16 protein-coding genes, 1 tRNA gene and 1 other RNA gene are annotated in these 15,322 nt (G+C 65.4%); 9 read left to right on the plus strand and 9 right to left on the minus strand.

Annotated features, from left to right (window positions below):
• Positions 1-32: 32 nt before the first annotated feature.
• A complete protein-coding gene (locus HNO81_RS07795) occupies positions 33-749 on the plus strand; it encodes a DNA alkylation repair protein (protein ID WP_175317547.1) in 717 nt (238 codons plus the stop codon).
• Here the strand turns inward: HNO81_RS07795 and mptB are convergent.
• Positions 746-2,302: a polyprenol phosphomannose-dependent alpha 1,6 mannosyltransferase MptB gene (mptB, locus tag HNO81_RS07800; protein ID WP_175317548.1), complete on the minus strand. Its 1,557-nt coding sequence runs from the start codon at positions 2,300-2,302 to the stop codon at positions 746-748. The genes HNO81_RS07795 and mptB overlap by 4 nt on opposite strands.
• 155 nt (positions 2,303-2,457) lie before the next feature.
• On the opposite strand from mptB, the gene orn reads away from it, so the two are divergent.
• The 3 genes from orn to def all read left to right on the plus strand — a co-directional run bounded on the left by orn (position 2,458) and on the right by def (position 3,993).
• On the plus strand, positions 2,458-3,087 hold the full coding sequence (orn, locus tag HNO81_RS07805) for an oligoribonuclease (RefSeq protein WP_175317549.1): 630 nt from the start codon (positions 2,458-2,460) through the stop codon (positions 3,085-3,087).
• Between the two features lie 130 nt (positions 3,088-3,217).
• Positions 3,218-3,290 (plus strand) — tRNA-His (locus HNO81_RS07810).
• 130 nt (positions 3,291-3,420) lie between these two features.
• Positions 3,421-3,993: a peptide deformylase gene (gene def / locus HNO81_RS07815; RefSeq protein ID WP_175317550.1), complete on the plus strand. Its 573-nt coding sequence runs from the start codon at positions 3,421-3,423 to the stop codon at positions 3,991-3,993.
• Positions 3,994-4,038: 45 nt separating this feature from the next.
• On the opposite strand, the gene HNO81_RS07820 is transcribed toward def, so the two are convergent.
• The 5 genes from HNO81_RS07820 to rnpB all read right to left on the minus strand — a co-directional run bounded on the left by HNO81_RS07820 (position 4,039) and on the right by rnpB (position 7,951).
• Positions 4,039-4,836 carry an HNH endonuclease family protein gene (locus HNO81_RS07820; protein WP_175317551.1) on the minus strand — a complete coding sequence of 266 codons (798 nt, stop codon included), beginning with the start codon at positions 4,834-4,836 and terminating at the stop codon, positions 4,039-4,041.
• Between the two features lie 126 nt (positions 4,837-4,962).
• Entirely contained in the window at positions 4,963-5,172 is a 210-nt protein-coding gene (locus tag HNO81_RS07825; protein WP_175317552.1) for a hypothetical protein, read from the minus strand.
• Between the two features lie 74 nt (positions 5,173-5,246).
• Positions 5,247-6,725, minus strand: a complete 1,479-nt coding sequence (locus HNO81_RS07830) for a glyceraldehyde-3-phosphate dehydrogenase (RefSeq protein ID WP_175317553.1) — start codon at positions 6,723-6,725, stop codon at positions 5,247-5,249.
• Positions 6,726-6,984: 259 nt separating this feature from the next.
• Positions 6,985-7,518: a TspO/MBR family protein gene (locus HNO81_RS07835; RefSeq protein ID WP_175317554.1), complete on the minus strand. Its 534-nt coding sequence runs from the start codon at positions 7,516-7,518 to the stop codon at positions 6,985-6,987.
• A gap of 45 nt (positions 7,519-7,563) precedes the next feature.
• Positions 7,564-7,951, minus strand: an RNA gene (rnpB, locus tag HNO81_RS07840) — RNase P RNA component class A.
• Positions 7,952-8,009: 58 nt separating this feature from the next.
• Between rnpB and HNO81_RS07845 the strand changes: the two genes are divergently transcribed.
• Positions 8,010-8,774, plus strand: a complete 765-nt coding sequence (locus HNO81_RS07845; RefSeq protein ID WP_175317555.1) for a peroxide stress protein YaaA — start codon at positions 8,010-8,012, stop codon at positions 8,772-8,774.
• A 27-nt stretch (positions 8,775-8,801) separates the two neighbouring features.
• Here the strand turns inward: HNO81_RS07845 and HNO81_RS07850 are convergent, their stop codons facing one another.
• Together HNO81_RS07850 and HNO81_RS07855 are read right to left on the minus strand one after the other, a co-directional pair.
• A complete protein-coding gene (locus HNO81_RS07850) occupies positions 8,802-9,539 on the minus strand; it encodes a C4-type zinc ribbon domain-containing protein (RefSeq protein WP_175317556.1) in 738 nt (245 codons plus the stop codon).
• Between the two features lie 61 nt (positions 9,540-9,600).
• Entirely contained in the window at positions 9,601-10,524 is a 924-nt protein-coding gene (locus HNO81_RS07855) for a Nif3-like dinuclear metal center hexameric protein (protein WP_175317557.1), read from the minus strand.
• Between the two features lie 99 nt (positions 10,525-10,623).
• On the opposite strand from HNO81_RS07855, the gene msrA reads away from it, so the two are divergent.
• From msrA to epsC, 3 genes are all read left to right on the plus strand, one after another.
• On the plus strand, positions 10,624-11,148 hold the full coding sequence (gene msrA / locus HNO81_RS07860; protein ID WP_175317558.1) for a peptide-methionine (S)-S-oxide reductase MsrA: 525 nt from the start codon (positions 10,624-10,626) through the stop codon (positions 11,146-11,148).
• A 65-nt stretch (positions 11,149-11,213) separates the two neighbouring features.
• Complete coding sequence (cysK, locus tag HNO81_RS07865; protein ID WP_175317559.1) at positions 11,214-12,149, plus strand: cysteine synthase A; 936 nt, start codon at positions 11,214-11,216, stop codon at positions 12,147-12,149.
• A gap of 39 nt (positions 12,150-12,188) precedes the next feature.
• Positions 12,189-12,773: a serine O-acetyltransferase EpsC gene (epsC, locus tag HNO81_RS07870; protein WP_175317560.1), complete on the plus strand. Its 585-nt coding sequence runs from the start codon at positions 12,189-12,191 to the stop codon at positions 12,771-12,773.
• An 80-nt stretch (positions 12,774-12,853) separates the two neighbouring features.
• Here the strand turns inward: epsC and gndA are convergent, their stop codons facing one another.
• Positions 12,854-14,290 (minus strand): NADP-dependent phosphogluconate dehydrogenase, encoded by a 1,437-nt coding sequence (gene gndA / locus HNO81_RS07875; protein WP_175317561.1) that lies wholly within the window; start codon positions 14,288-14,290, stop codon positions 12,854-12,856.
• A 199-nt stretch (positions 14,291-14,489) separates the two neighbouring features.
• Here gndA and HNO81_RS07880 point away from each other — a divergent pair, with 199 nt between their 5' ends.
• Positions 14,490-15,215, plus strand: coding sequence for a FadR/GntR family transcriptional regulator (locus tag HNO81_RS07880; RefSeq protein WP_175317562.1), 726 nt, complete (start codon positions 14,490-14,492; stop codon positions 15,213-15,215).
• Positions 15,216-15,322: the final 107 nt, after the last annotated feature.

The following is a 15,322-nucleotide window of genomic DNA, read 5'->3' on the forward strand; positions in this document are numbered from 1 at the left end:
TTGATTCCGCACCCTTGGCTACAGTTGCCCCCATGGACACGCCCGCAGACCAGTTCCTTATTTCCTTCGTCAGGAGCGCGCTCCTGGAGCACGCCGATCCCGCGCGTGCGGCGGCCGCCCAGGCCTACATGAAGTCCCGGATCCCGTCGCTGGGCGTCCGCGTACCTGACGTCCGGCGGATCGCGGCGCGGGCAGTGCGGGAGCATCCGCCACTGTCAGCGGCGCAGCTCCGCTCCACCGTGCTGGACCTGTGGCGCACCTCCACATACCGGGAGGAAAAGTACGCCGCGATCGACCTGACGGCGCACCGGCTCCTGGCCGCCGATCCGGACATGCTTGCTGTTTACGAGGAGATCATTCGGACCGGCGCCTGGTGGGACCTCGTCGATGGCGTGTCCGGCCGGATCTGCAGCCTGCTGCAGGCGCACCCACGGGAAATGTCCGGGATCCTCCGGCAGTGGAGCCAGGATCCGGACCACTGGATCCGACGGGCGGCCATCACCTCGCAGCTGCGGGCAAAGAAGGACACCGATCCGCAACTGCTCGCCGATGTCATCGAGCCGAACCTTGCGGACCAGGAGTTCTTCATCCAAAAGGCGATCGGCTGGGCGCTGCGGGAGTACGGCAAGACGGCACCGGACTGGGTGGAAGCGTTCGCCACCCGGCACCGGGAGGCCATGAGTCCGTTGACGCGGCGGGAAGCCCTGCGCAGGATCAGCGGCGGGCCCCACGGCAGTAGCGGCTGCTAAATCACCGGACGTTCGACGACGGGCTGGTGCGACTTGCGGAACAGCCTGCGCGTGCCGGGGTCCCAGAAGATCAGGTACAGGGCGAAGAGGAGGGCTGTCAGGGCTGCCGCGATGCGGGCAAGCGCGAGGGCAAAGCCGAGGTCCTGGGTCTGCAGGTAGGGAAAAACATCCAGCTGGTCCGAGATGGCGTAGATCATGAAGAAGGACACCACGAAGTAGAGGGCCTTAACCTGCCAGTCATTGCGGATGCCCGTGACGGCGAACAGCGGAATCAGCCACACGACATACCAGGCCTGGATGATGGGGGCCAGCAGGACCACGGCGGCCAGGGCAAGCGTCAGGCGCCGCATGATGCGGTCGTAGTCCCCCTTGAAGATCTGCCAGGCGGCAACGCCCACCGCAAGCAGCTTCCCGGCGTCGAACACCCACCCGGCGGGCACCGAGCCATCGAACCCGAAAGCGTGCGCCAGGGACCCCACCACCATGCCGATCAGGCCCACAGGGGCATACCAGATGGAGATACTGCCCGGCGCGGAAAGTCCGTTGATCCAGCCGAAGCCAAAGCCGTTGACCATGCTCATGGCCGTCAGCAGCGCCAGGCTCAGGCCTCCCGTCAGCGCCCAGAAGGCAACTTTCCGGAGCCAGCCGGCATGCCGCCCGGCCCAGAGGAGCCCGATGAACGGCAGGAACACGATGGTGATGGGCTTCACGGCGATGGACAGGGTCACCAGGACGATGCCGCGGACCTGGCGCCGCGTCGCCGAATAGTAGAGGCCTGCGAGGGCCAGCCCGATCATCAGGGAGTCGTTGTGGACGCTGGCGATGAAGTTGGTGAGGAAGAGCGGGTTGGCCACGGTCAGCCAGAGGGCACGGTGCGGGTTCACGCCATGGAGTTCGGCGAGCCGGGGTACATAGATGACGCAGAGCACCACGCCGGCCAGTGCCACCAGCCGGAAGAGCATGACGCATGCCTCCGGCTGGACGTTGGTGGCCCAGACAACGAACTGCTCGATCCACAGGAACAGCTGCCCGTAGGGAACCGGCGCCTCGGTCCACATTTTGTCGGCGCCCAGCTGGAAGTAGTTGGACAGGGCGGAGATACCGTTTTCGTACGGGTTGAAGCCCTCCACCATCAGGCGCCCCTGCCCGATGTAGGCGTAGACATCCCGGCTGAACAACGGCACGCTGAACATCATGGGCAGCCCCCATGCCACCACTGCGGACAGGGTTGCCCTGCGTGCCTGTTCGCCCCACACACGCACTTTCTGGCCCAGCCGCAGCCAGGCACGCACCAGGAGCATCCCGCCGGCGGCCACCAAAACAATGGACAGCGCCACGCCCGGAGCCTCGGTCCGCATCCAGATGAAAACGGGCATGCGGCGCAGTTCGGAGACCGGGGCCAGCCATCCCACGCCAATGGAGCCGATCATCATAAACATGGAGCCCAGGAAGCCGGCAATCAGGGGCGACAGCGGATTGTCCACCTGGGCGCTGCCCGTTCCGGCACTGCCGGCCGCCGCCATCTCCCCCGTTGCGGGCACAGGCGCCGTCATCTCAGGATCGTCCAATCTTTATGCGTTTTGCGCGGTCCACCCGGCGGGCCGCGCAGGCCGGCCGGGACACGTTTAAGGGCGGAAGGGCGACCCGCCGCATACCCGAAATCCTAGCATCGGCAGGGTGCCCGGACGTGTAACGGTAGGCTGGTCCGGTGCCTATATCTAACGAACGAATCGTCTGGATCGACTGCGAAATGACCGGCCTGGACATCAAAAACGATGCACTGATAGAGGTGGCAGCACTGGTCACCGATTCGGAGCTGAACATCCTGGGCGACGGTGTTGACGTCGTCATCAAACCCGACGACGCGGCCGTGGCCCAGATGTCCGACTTCGTGCGCGACATGCACACCAAATCAGGGCTGCTCGCGGAGCTGCCGCACGGCAGGACCATGGCGGAAGCAGAAGCCGCCGTCATGGAGTACATCTCCGCCTGGGTCCCGGACCCGCGCAAAGCGCCGCTGGGCGGCAACTCGGTGGGCACCGACCGCGTGTTCCTGTCCCGCGACATGCCTGCCGTCGTGGAGCACCTGCACTACCGGGTCATCGACGTCAGCACCATCAAGGAGCTCTCGCGGCGCTGGTTCGCCCGGGCGTATTTCCAGTCGCCGGCCAAAAAGGGCGGCCACCGCGCGCTGGGAGACATCAAGGATTCCATCGATGAGCTCCGGTACTACCGGGAGGCAGTGTTCGTCCCCGCACCCGGGCCGGACAGCGCCACCGCCCAAAAAATCGCCCGCGGCATCGCCAACGAGGACGCGGCGGACCAGCCCGGAAAGTAATCTGCGCCACGTTTGACCGAAATTTTGGGTCAAATCGCAGAAAGTGGACAAAGCACCCCTTCGGAGCAGGTAAGCTGTTTGAGTTGCGTTTCCAGGGAGCCACTCCGGTGGAAGTCCCTTGAGGCACATGGTGGGCGTAGCTCAGTTGGCAGAGCGCCTGGTTGTGGTCCAGGAGGTCGCGGGTTCAACCCCCGTCGCTCACCCTCACGGGGCGGCTTATGCAGCCGTCAATGAAGGAGGCCGCACCGGATATCCGGTGCGGCCTCCTTTTTCGTGCCCTACCGGGTACGTGCACCGCAGCCGGGGACACCGCGAAGCCGAAGGACTACTGATATGACCGTTCTGCCGATCACCATCTGGGGCGAGCCTGTCCTCCACCGCCGCGCCGCCGAGGTGGAGGTGTTCGACGACGGGCTCCGCACCCTGATTGCCGACATGTTTGAAACCAATGACGCCGCCAACGGGGTTGGGCTGGCCGCCCCGCAGGTGGGCGTCGGCAAGCGGCTGTTTGTCTACAAGTACGCCAATGAGGATGGCGCTCCCCCCACCGGCGTCGTGGTCAATCCCGTCCTGACCCTGTCCAAGGTCTCCGGCGCTGCGCCCGACCCCGACGAGGAAGAAGAGGGTTGCCTGTCCTTCCCGGGCGAGCAGTACCCGCTCAAACGGGCCGAATGGGCCCGCGTGGAGGGTTTCGACGGATTCGGTGAACCGGTGCGGTTCGAAGCCACCGGCTGGTTTGCCAGGGTGATCCAGCACGAGTACGACCACCTCGATGGAAAGCTGTACGTCAACCGACTCCTGGACCGGTATTCCCGCAAGGCCATGAAGCAGGTCAAGAAAAACGGTTGGGGCGTGCCGGGACTGACCTGGATGCCCGGCGTTGATCCGGACCCGTTCGGCCACTGACCGTATCGGCTTCCGACCGCAAAGGTCTGGGGCCGGCGGATCCGGTCAGCCTGCGCTGATGGTCTGCTGCTGGGGACAGGAGGCCAGGACGCGCGTCATGGCATCCTTCTCTGCCGCCGTCACCCACAGCCCGTAGGCAGTCTTCACGGAAATCTGCCTGGCCACGTAATGGCAGCGGATCGCCGTGTTCTTCGGGAGCCAGGTGGCGGCGTCGCCGGCGCTCTTTTGCTGGTTTGCGGCTCCGTCCGCCGCGATGAGGTTCAGCGGATCGTTGGCCAGGCTCTGGCGTTCCTTGAGGTCCAGCCGCTGGGCGCCCTTTTGCCACGCATCGCCGAGCGCCACGACGTGGTCGATCTGGACCGCCCGGCTGCTCTCGGAACCGCGCCGGAAATCGATGGCCTGTCCCGTATAGGGTTCCCGGAAGTGCCCGGCCGTCACCTTGCAGGTAGAACCCTCGGAAAAGACAACATCGGCGAGGTCCCGGCGGAGGATGTCATTGCGGGTATCGCAGCCGTTGCGGTCAACATCCAGCCAGGCCTGGCCGAAGGCTTCCCGGCTGTAGTCGGTGGCGGGTGCACGGCCTTTGACTGCCAGGCCGTCCAGGGCCGCAAGGGCGCTGCCGGCCGGGACCGTGTTGGGTTCGTGGACCGGTTTCATGAATGCGGGATCGAAGACCGGCGCCTCCGTGGGTCCTTCCGCCGCGGGACCGGCTGCCGCGAACTGCCCGGCGGTGAAGAACCAGAAAAGCGCCGCAATGATTGACACTGCGGCCGTCGCGAGGATTGCCCAGGCTTGCCGGGAACGGCGGCGGGCGCGGCGGTAGGCAGACCAGCTGACGGTCATGGGGATGACGCCGGGAAGGGAAAGTCAGGCACCCCAAGAGACTAGGACAGAGGGCACGTCCGTCCGGCGATATCCACAGTGTTGAGGACGAGTGATGGGTCACAGCGCCGGTTGGTGGCCGACGGATTACTGTTCCCTGGTGACCCTTCGGAGGTCTTCTTCCGCAACGGCCAGCAGGTTCTCGAGCTGACTCACCCGCTCGTCGGTGACGTCGCCGGTCTTCTGGGCGGCACGGGCGTGCTCAAGCAGCCGCACGGCTTCCTTATGGTTGGCTTTCGCCACGTCCAGGGCGTGCTCAAGGGTGGTCTCGTGCTGAAGCGTCGATTCGTTGTCCATGGCACCAGTGTGGTCCCGATTCCCGGCTGATTCCAGAGAACCAGCCGGGAATTCGCTGGATGCGAAAAAATTGGCTAGACGGCGATCGCGGCCAGGGCGGCTGCGCTTTCCTTGGCCGGGAACGATGGCGGGTTCACGCCTGCCATCTCTTCCATGACGCGGACCACCTGGCAGCTGTAGCCGAACTCGTTGTCGTACCAGACGTAGAGGACCAGGTTCTTGTCCGTGGACACGGTGGCCAGGCCGTCCACGATCCCGGCGCGGCGGGATCCCACGAAGTCGGTGGAGACAACCTCGGGCGAGTCGATGTAGTCGATCTGCTTGCGCAGGTCCGAGTGCAGCGACATTTCGCGCAGGTAGTTGTTGACCTCGTCCTTGGTGGTGCCGTTTTCAAGGGTGAGGTTCAGGATGGCCAGGGACACGTCCGGGGTAGGGACGCGGATGGAGCTGCCGGTGAGCTTGCCCAGGAGTTCGGGCAGGGCCTTGGCTACTGCCTTGGCGGCACCGGTTTCCGTGATAACCATGTTCAGCGCAGCGGAGCGGCCGCGGCGGTCGCCCTTGTGGAAGTTGTCGATCAGGTTCTGGTCGTTGGTGAAGGAGTGGACGGTTTCCACGTGGCCGTGGACCACGCCGAACTTGTCGTTGATGGCCTTCAGGACCGGGGTGATGGCGTTGGTGGTGCAGGACGCAGCAGAAACGATCTTGTCCGAGTCCGTAATGTCCCGATGGTTGATGCCGTGGACGATGTTCTTCAGTTCGCCCTTGCCCGGCGCGGTCAGCAGGACCCGTGCAACGCCCTTGCTCTGGAGGTGCTGGGACAGGCCCTCGGCGTCGCGCCAGCGGCCGGTGTTGTCCACTACCAGGGCATTGTTGATGCCGTAGGCGGTGTAGTCGATCGTGGCGGGGTCGTTCGAGTAGATGACCTGGATCTGGACGCCATTGGCCGTGATGGTGTTGGCGTCCTCGTCGATCCGGATGGTGCCTTCGAAGGAGCCGTGGACGGAGTCGCGGCGCAGCAGGCTGGCACGCTTGGAGAGGTCGTTGTCGGACCCGCGGCGCACCACGATGGCACGCAGGCGCAGCCCGTGGCCACCGCCTGCCTTCTCGATGAGGATGCGGGCCAGGAGGCGGCCGATGCGGCCAAAACCGTACAGGACGACGTCGGTGCTGGTGCGGTCATCGCCGCCGCGCTTGCCGACGATCTCGGCGAGCTCTGCGCGGAGGAACTCCTCCAGGGTGGCGCCGTTTCCCTCTTCCTTGAACTTCTGGTTCAGGCGGGCGATGTCGATCGCGGCGGCACCAAGCTCAAGGCCGGCCAGTGTGTCCAGCAGGGGCGCCGTGTCCTCCAGGAGCAGTTCGTCCTTGCTCATCCGGCGTGCGAAGCGGTGTGCCTTGAGGATGTTCATGGTGGACTTGTTGATCAGGCTCCGGCCGTGGATGCTGGTCACCACGTTGTTTTCGCGGTACAGCCTGCCGATCACCGGGATCATGGCCTCGGCGAGGGCCTCCCGGCCCATCCACGTATCAAGACAAGAATCAGACGTCTGGCTCACAGAAATACCTTCCTCGGTTCAGCCGTGTACGTCTTCGTACACGGATGTAGGCCACCTGATGATGTCCAGGGGCACCGGCGCCTGCAGGGATGGCCCCCAGGCGCCCGGATCGCGTGAAAAGAAAAACCGCCGGCTGCTGACGCAACTTTCGGCGGTAGAACTCCTGCGTCCGGGATCCATTCTAATTTGGCCCGCTGCAGGGAACACGCTTGCGCTGCGTGAAATCACTCACATGGACAGCGGAGGCGGTTCCGGAGCCTTAGTTGTGGATCGCCGCATAGAGGTTAAGGCTGGCGGAGAACACCAGCCAGGAAAAGTACGGCAATACAAGGTATCCGGCGGTGGCGTCCACCGGCCCGAAACGCAGGATCAGGAATGCCAGGGTGGCGGTGAGCAGGCAGATGACCGCAAAGGCAGCCCAGAGGGCGGACACTCCCAGCAGCGGGTACAGGGCGAAGAAGGTCAGCGGCCATGCGGTGTTGAGCAACAGCTGCACCACGTAACCGGCACGGGTAACCCCGGACAGGCCCCCTTTGCGCCACACCAGCCAGGCCGCCAGCGCTACCCCGGCATAGAGCACAACCCACGCACTGCGGAACATCCACGACGGCGGCATCCACGGCGCCTTCAGCGAACCGGCGTACCAGCCGCCGGAATTCAGGATGATGGGAACAGAGGCGGCCACCCATGCAAGGGCTGAGAGGGCCAGGAAACCGGCGAGGGCGATGCCTTGGGAGCGGATGCCGGGAATGCCCGCTGCGGATGCGGGTCTTGTTTCAGGAATTACGGGCACGGTTCAGGATCCCCGACGCATAGCGCGTGGTCAAACGCGGTTTTGTGGATGGGACAGCCGATACGCCGGGTTCTGTTCTCCCCTGCCGTTACCGGCAAGGGAGCGACGGCCATCCATCTACGAGTACCGTTGCCGGCACCCTCCAGCGGCCTACCCGGACACTCGGGCGGGCAGCCCTCGAACGTGTCCTGTCTGGCCTTGCTCCGGGTGGGGTTTACCTAGCCTTCCCGGTCACCCGGGAAGCTGGTGGTCTCTTACACCACCGTTTCACCCTTACCTGCGCTCCCCGGCCGGGGCCGGAAATGCAGGCGGTCTGTTTTCTGTGGCACTGGCCTGCGGGTTACCCCGAGTGGGCGTTACCCACCACCCTGCCCTGCGGAGCCCGGACGTTCCTCGAGCTACTTGCGTGGCGCGCGGCCGTCTGGCTGTCCCATCCAGGACCCAGTCTACCGGCGCTGCGTGCCCCCGTTTGCCGCCGGTAGGATCGGACGGTGCTGATTCTGCTTCCCCCTTCCGAAGGCAAGACACCCGCGCTCCGCGGCCCCGCCGTCGACTGGACCGCCCTGGGCTTCCCGGAGCTCAACCCGTACCGCGCCAAGGTCCTCGAAGCGCTCGGCACAGTCAGCGCACACCATGACGCCCTCGCCCTGCTGGGCGTAGGGGCATCGCTGCGGGACGACGTCGAGCGCAACACCCGCCTGCACGCCGAACCGGCGGCCCCTGCCCACAGCATCTACTCGGGTGTCCTGTACGACGCCCTGGGCTACCGGACCCTGACACCGGTGCAGCGCCGCAAGGCCGATGAGTCCGTCCTGGTGATCTCGGCGTTGTGGGGAGCCCTTCGCTTTGGCGACAGCGTTCCCGCCTACCGGCTGTCGATGGGAACTGCCCTGCCCGACGTCGGGCGGCTGGCTCCGTTCTGGAAGGCACAGCTTGGGGATACGCTGGGCGCCGCAGCGCGGGGGCACCTGCTGGTGGACTGCCGGTCCAGCACCTATGCGGCGGCGTGGGCTCCGCCGGCGGAGCAGACTGTCACGGTCAACGTCTTCACCGAAAGCGGCGGTGTCCGGAAAGTGGTGAGCCACTTCGCCAAGCACACCCGCGGCGAACTGGCGCGGCACCTGCTGGTGCGCCGCGGAAAGGCCCCCGGGGCGCCGTCGGACCTCCAGAAGGCTGCCCGCGAAAAGTGGGACGCCGAACTCGTGCCGGGCACGGCGCGCAAACCGCACGCCCTGAACATCATCCTGCCGGGCTGACCGCCCGGACGGACGCCCGCCGGCTGCCTAGTTCCAGTCGTCGGAACGGACCAGGATGGCGCCGGAGTCCGGGCAGAAAACAATGTCATCGGCAGCGGCTGCCTTGATCTCGGCGAGGTCGCCGGGGCTGAGCTTCATGCCTGAGGCTTCCGATGTGCCGTGGAAAAGCCGCGCCGCGCCCACTCCCCGCTTTGCCAACGTCTTTTCGTACACCGACACCAGGCCAGCGTCCACGCCCTGCGCAAATTCGGTGCGCTGGCCACGCAGCCCGGACGCTTCGGCTTCCACGTCAGCGAGGGCCGCATCGAGTTCGGCCCTGATGGTTCCAAAGGAGCCCTGGATGTCATCGACGATCTGCTGCTGGGCCGCCTGCCGCTCCCGCAGCGAGTCGAGCCGTTCCATGACTTCGAGTTCCACGTCTTCAAGGTCGGAGCGCCGCTTGTTCAGTGACACGATGTCTTTTTGCAGCGCCACCAGGTCCTTGGACAGGCCGGTGCCGCTGTTAAGCCTGGCTTCGTCCCGTTCAATGCGCGTGGCGACCTGCTCGACGTCGGCCTCGGCCCGCTTCAGCGCGGCCTCGGCGTCGTGCACGGCCACCTTGGCCGCGCCCAGTTCACCATTGGCGACGGACAGCGCAGCCTCCAGGTCCTTGATGCGGGGATCATTTTCCAGCGTGCGGCGGCGGTTGGTGAGGCCCTTCAGCCGGGCATCAAGGCCCTGCAGTTCGAGCAACTTCAACTGTTCCGCCGGTGCTGCCTTAGCCACGTTTACCTCCGCTGGATCCCATCCGGCCGGGGCCGGGCGCCGAACCGGCGCTTCCTAGACTCTAGCCCGGAGTGAGGATGAAGTCCCACGGATCGGTGTTGGTGGTGCTGACCAGGATCTCCACGTCATGGCCCTGATCGGCCAGGACGTTGCCCAGGGCAGCCGATGCGGCCGGCAGCCAGAGCCATTCGCTGGCGAAGTGCGAGACATCCACCAGGTAGGGCCGCCCGTTGTGCGCGGCTTCGCGGGCTTCCGACGCCGGGTGGTGGCGGAGGTCCGCGGTGACGTAGACGTCGGCCTCGCTGGCCCGGACTTCGTTGAACAGCGAGTCGCCGGCACCTCCGCAGACGGCGATGCGCCGCACCAGCCCGTCCTTGTCGCCGGAAACGCGCACTCCCCCGGCCACAGACGGAAGGATTCCGAACACGCGCGCGGCGAAGTCGCCCAGGCTCACCGCATCCGGAAGATCGCCGACACGCCCGATGCCTTCCTCCGGCAGGCCGTTCGCGGCAACGGTAAGGGGGGCCACGTCCTGGAGCCCCAGTGCGTCCGCCAGGACGTCGGAGACCCCTCCGACGGCGGAGTCCCCGTTGGTGTGCACGGTCAACAGTGCCGTTCCCGACTCAATCAGCCGGTGGACGGCCCGGCCCTTGGCCGACGTGGCGGCCACCGACGTGACGCCCTTCAGCAACAAGGGATGGTGGGTGATCAGCAGCTCCGCTCCCCACTCAACCGCCTCCTCGATGACCTCGAGGGTGGGATCCACCGCAAACATCACTTTTGTGACCGGGGCGGACGGGTGGCCTGCCACGAGGCCTACCTCATCCCAGTTCTCCGCCAGGGATTCGGGCCACAGCTCCTCAACCGCGAGGAGCACCTCGGCAAGCGTGGGTGCCTCCGCGGAACCGGCCGGAGCCGGCGTGTCGGAGGAGGCCTCGCCGTCGTGATCTGCCTGGCCGGTAACGTCGGTGTCCACAGGTTCCATAGTCTTAGTTTTACCCCATCGGCTTCCCGCCTCCGCAGTTTGCGGCACGGCAGCGGACGGCCGGGGAATCTTCCGGCGCCGTCAACCATTGAAGAGGTCATGAAAACTTTTGTTCTGGGCGGAGGGTGCTTCTGGTGCCTTGACGCCGTCTACCAGAAAACCAGGGGCGTCACCTCCGTGGTGTCCGGCTACACCGGCGGCCACGATCCCCAGCCTGACTACTACTCGGTCTGCAGCGGGACCACCGGCCACGCCGAAGTTGTGGCGGTGAGCTTCGACGAGGACATCATCCCGGCGGAGGTCATCCTGGACATGTTCTTCGCGCTGCATGACCCCACCACGCTGAACCGGCAGGGGTATGACGTGGGCACCCAGTACCGCTCCTCGATGTTCTACGCAACGGATGAGGAAAAGATCCTGTTCGAGGAAGCGATCGACCGGAACCAGGCCTTATGGTCCCACCCGATCGTTACCGAGGTCAGCCGGCTTCCGCGTTTCCATGTCGCCGAGGAATTCCACCAGGATTACTACGCAAAGCACCCCGAGCAGGGATACTGCCAGGTGATCATCAACCCCAAGCTCGCCAAGGCCCGGAAATATTACTCTTCATGGCTTAACGCTTAGCCCACCATTACGCGGCCTCGTTAGGCTGACCTCAGTATCCACCCCTTAGAGATAGGCGTATGTACATGGCACGGATCTATGACGATGTAACGCAGCTGGTCGGCGGGACCCCGCTGGTTCGGTTGAACCGGCTCAGCGAGGGCCTGGATGCCACCGTTGCCGTGAAGCTGGAGTTCTACAACCCGGCCAACAGCGTCAAGGACCGCATTGGCGTGGCCATCATCGACGCCGCGGAGAAGTCGGGGGCTTTGAAGCCCGGCGGCACCATCGTTGAGGGCACCTCCGGCAACACGGGCATCGCCCTGGCCATGGTGGGCGCCGCCCGCGGGTACAAGGTCATCCTCACCATGCCCGAGACCATGTCCACGGAACGCCGCGTCATGCTGCGCGCGTTCGGGGCCGAGATCGTGCTCACGCCCGGCTCAGAGGGCATGCGCGGCGCCGTGGAGAAGGCCCAGGAAATCGTGGCCAACACCGAAAACTCCATCTGGGCCCAGCAGTTCGCCAACGAAGCCAACCCGGAGATCCACCGCAGGACCACCGCGGAGGAAGTCTGGGAGGACACCGACGGCGCCGTGGACATTTTCGTGGCAGGCGTAGGCACCGGTGGTACCGTCACCGGCGTCGGGCAGGTCCTGAAGGAGCGCAAGCCCGGCGTGCAGATCGTCGCCGTCGAACCCAAGGACTCCCCCATCCTCAATGGCGGGGCACCCGGCCCGCACAAGATCCAGGGCCTGGGCGCCAACTTCATCCCGGAGCTGCTGGACACCAACGTCTATGACGAAGTCATCGACGCCACCCTTGAGGATTCAGTCCGGGTAGCCCGCGAGCTGGGCGTCAAGGAGGGAATCCTGGGCGGCATCTCCTCGGGCGCCATCGTGTGGGCAGCCCTGGAGCTGGCCAAGCGGCCGGAGAACGCCGGCAAGCTGATCGTCGCCATCGTGTGCGACTTCGGCGAGCGTTACATCTCCACGGTGCTCTATGACGACATCCGCGGCTAAGCAGTCCGCATTCCGCCCGTTTCCTGTAGAAAGAACTTTGTGGGCTTTTTCGCAAGACTAAAAGAAGACCTCGACGCCGCCCGGTCACATGACCCGGCGGCCCGGGGTTCTTTTGAGAACTTTTTCGCCTACTCCGGCCTGCATGCCATCTGGATCCACCGGCTGACGCACCGCATGTGGCAGAAGCCGGAGCTGCGGTTTCCTGCCCGCCTTCTTTCGCAGCTGGGCAGGTCCTGGACCGGAATCGAAATCCATCCGGGTGCCACCGTTGGCCGCCGTTTCTTCATCGACCATGGCATGGGCGTGGTGATCGGTGAAACCGCCGAGATCGGTGAGGACGTGATGATCTACCACGGGGTGACCCTGGGTGGCCGTTCCCTGGCCCGGATCAAGCGGCACCCCACCATCGGCGACCGCGTCACCATCGGCGCCGGAGCCAAAATCCTGGGGCCCATCACCATCGGCCGTGACAGCGCCGTGGGCGCAAACGCCGTGGTGGTCAAGGACGCGCCGCCGGAGTCCATCATCACCGGGGTGCCCGCCAAGTGGCGGCACCGGGATGCGCAGCGGGAAACCACGCCCGCGGTGGACCCGGCGGAATACGACATCGAATACCGGATCTAGCGCTCCGACAGGATACGCAAAAGGCGGGCAGGACCCCGGATCACCGGGAACCTGCCCGCCTTTGTCATGCGGTGCAGGTGCTAGTGCGTGTCAACCGCTTCAACCTCGGACTTGTCCTCGCCCCAGAGGGTGTGGAAAGTGCCTTCAGTGTCGACGCGGCCGTACGTGTGGGCGCCGAACAGGTCGCGCTGCCCCTGGATCAGGGCGGCGGCCACCCGCTTGCGCCGCAGGCCGTCGTAGTAGGCCAGCGACGAGGAGAACACCGGAACCGGGATGCCAAGCTGGACGGCGGTGGCTACCACTCGGCGCCAGGCCGGCAGGGCGTCGGCAATGGCCTTGGTGAACGCCGGGGCGAAAAGCAGGTTGGCAGGCTTTTCATCGGCGGCGTAGGCCTTGGTGATGTCCTTGAGCAGTTCGGCACGGATGATGCAGCCTGCGCGCCACAGCGAAGCGATTTCGTCGAGCTTCAGGTCCCAGCCGTATTCTTTGGCGGCGGAGGTGAGCATGTCCAGGCCCTGGGCGTAGGAAACCAGCTTGGAGGCGTAGAGCGCCTGGCGGACGTCCTCAACGAACGTCTCGGGGATTTCCACCGTGGCCTCGTTGCCGGCCAGCAGTTCCTGGCCCAGCTTGCGCTGTGCGGCCTGGGAAGAGAGGGCGCGGGCAAAAACGGACTCGGCGATGCCGGAGACCGGTGAGCCCAGTTCCAGGGCGGAGATGACGGTCCAGCGGCCCGTGCCCTTCTGGCCGGCAGCATCAACGACGACGTCGACGAACGGCTTGCCCGTCTTGGCGTCAACGTGGCCCAGGACCTCAGCGGAGATCTCGATCAGGAACGACGAGAGATCACCCTTGTTCCATTCGGAGAAGATCTTTGCCTGCTCGGCCGGCTCGATGCCTGCACCGGAGCGGAGCAGGTCGAAGGCCTCGCCGATGACCTGCATGTCGGCGTATTCGATGCCGTTGTGGACCATCTTGACGAAGTGGCCCGCGCCGTCGGTGCCGATCCAGGCGCAGCAGGGCTCGCCGTCGACCTTTGCGGAGATCTTTTCCAGCAGCGGGCCGAGTGCCTTGTAGGACTCCTTGGAGCCGCCGGGCATGATGGACGGGCCGTTCAGCGCGCCTTCCTCGCCGCCGGATACGCCGACGCCCACGAAGTGCAGGTCCTTCTTGGCCAGGGCCGCTTCACGGCGGCGCGTGTCCTCGTAGTGGGAGTTGCCGGCGTCGATGATGATGTCGCCCGGCTCCAGCAGCGGCTCCAGCTGTTCAATCACGGAGTCCACCGGCTTGCCGGCCTTGACCATGATGAGGACGCGGCGCGGCTTCTCCAGGGAGTCAACCAGTTCCTGCAGGGTTTCGGTGCGGATGAAGTCACCTTCAGAGCCGTGCTTTTCCAGCAGCGCGTCCGTCTTCTCCACGGACCTGTTGTGGAGCGCAACGGTAAAGCCGTTGCGGGCCAGGTTGCGGGCAAGGTTGGCGCCCATGACGGCGAGGCCGGTGACACCGATGTGTGCGGACATCAATAACTCCAATTCGTAGTTCGCCTCGGCTGCGGAGTTCCGCGGGCGGAAGCCACCGGGGCAGATCAGGGGGTCGGAATAAAGCATATATATTCTTGGTGCGTGGCGAAAGTGGCGGCCCTCTGTCCGGACCATTTGTGTCGGTGCCGGTCACGGCCCGCTGCCGGCCAGGTGTTTGCCAACAACTAGGCTTATCAGCATGACCAGCAGCCTCCACCACCGTGCCATCGATAGTCTGGGTACCCGGATCATCTCAGGCGATCTCCCTGCGGGCCACATTATGCTCGCAGAGCAGCTGGAGGTTGAACTCAAGGTGTCCCGGTCCGTGGTCCGCGAAGCTGTCCGCGTGTTGCAGTCCCTGGGGCTGGTGGAAACCACCAAGCGGGTGGGTATCCGGGTGCTGCCTGCCAGCCGGTGGAATCCCTTTGATCCGCAGGTCATCCGCTGGCGGCTGGCCAGCGGTGCGCGCGGCGCCCAGCTGCGCTCCCTGGCCGAACTTCGCGCGGCCGTTGAGCCGGCAGCTGCCGAACTGGCCGCTCAAAACGCTCCGGCCGCGCTGCGCATGGAGCTCGTGGACGTGGCCCGCGCCATGCGTGAGGCCGGCAACAACGGCGAGGTGGCGCGGTTCCTGGAGCTGGACATTCGCTTCCACTCGCTGCTGCTCTCCGGCTCCGGAAACGAGATGTTCGCCAACCTCATGGGCCAGGTTGCCGAAACACTGACGGGGCGCACCGTCCACGGACTGATGCCCGACCATCCCCATCAGGCTGCCCTGCAGTGGCACCAGGATGTGGCGGAGGCGATCGCGCGTGGTGACGCTGCCTCGGCGCGTGAGGCCTCAGACCGCATCATGCGGCGCACTATGACGCAAATGGCGGATACCTGGACGGAACAGCCGCGCGTATTTATTCCCGTGCGGCACTAGGGCGTGTCTCCTAAACCTGGGTTGGTTTAGGCGGGATGCTTGATGGGTGTCGCGTACTTCTGTTTTGACTGATGGGCAGTGGGCCCGCATCCAGCCGTTGTTGCCGT

Origin of the sequence: Pseudarthrobacter sp. C4D7 (assembly GCF_013359725.1) — a bacterium.
Taxonomy (GTDB): Bacteria; Actinomycetota; Actinomycetes; order Actinomycetales; family Micrococcaceae; genus Arthrobacter.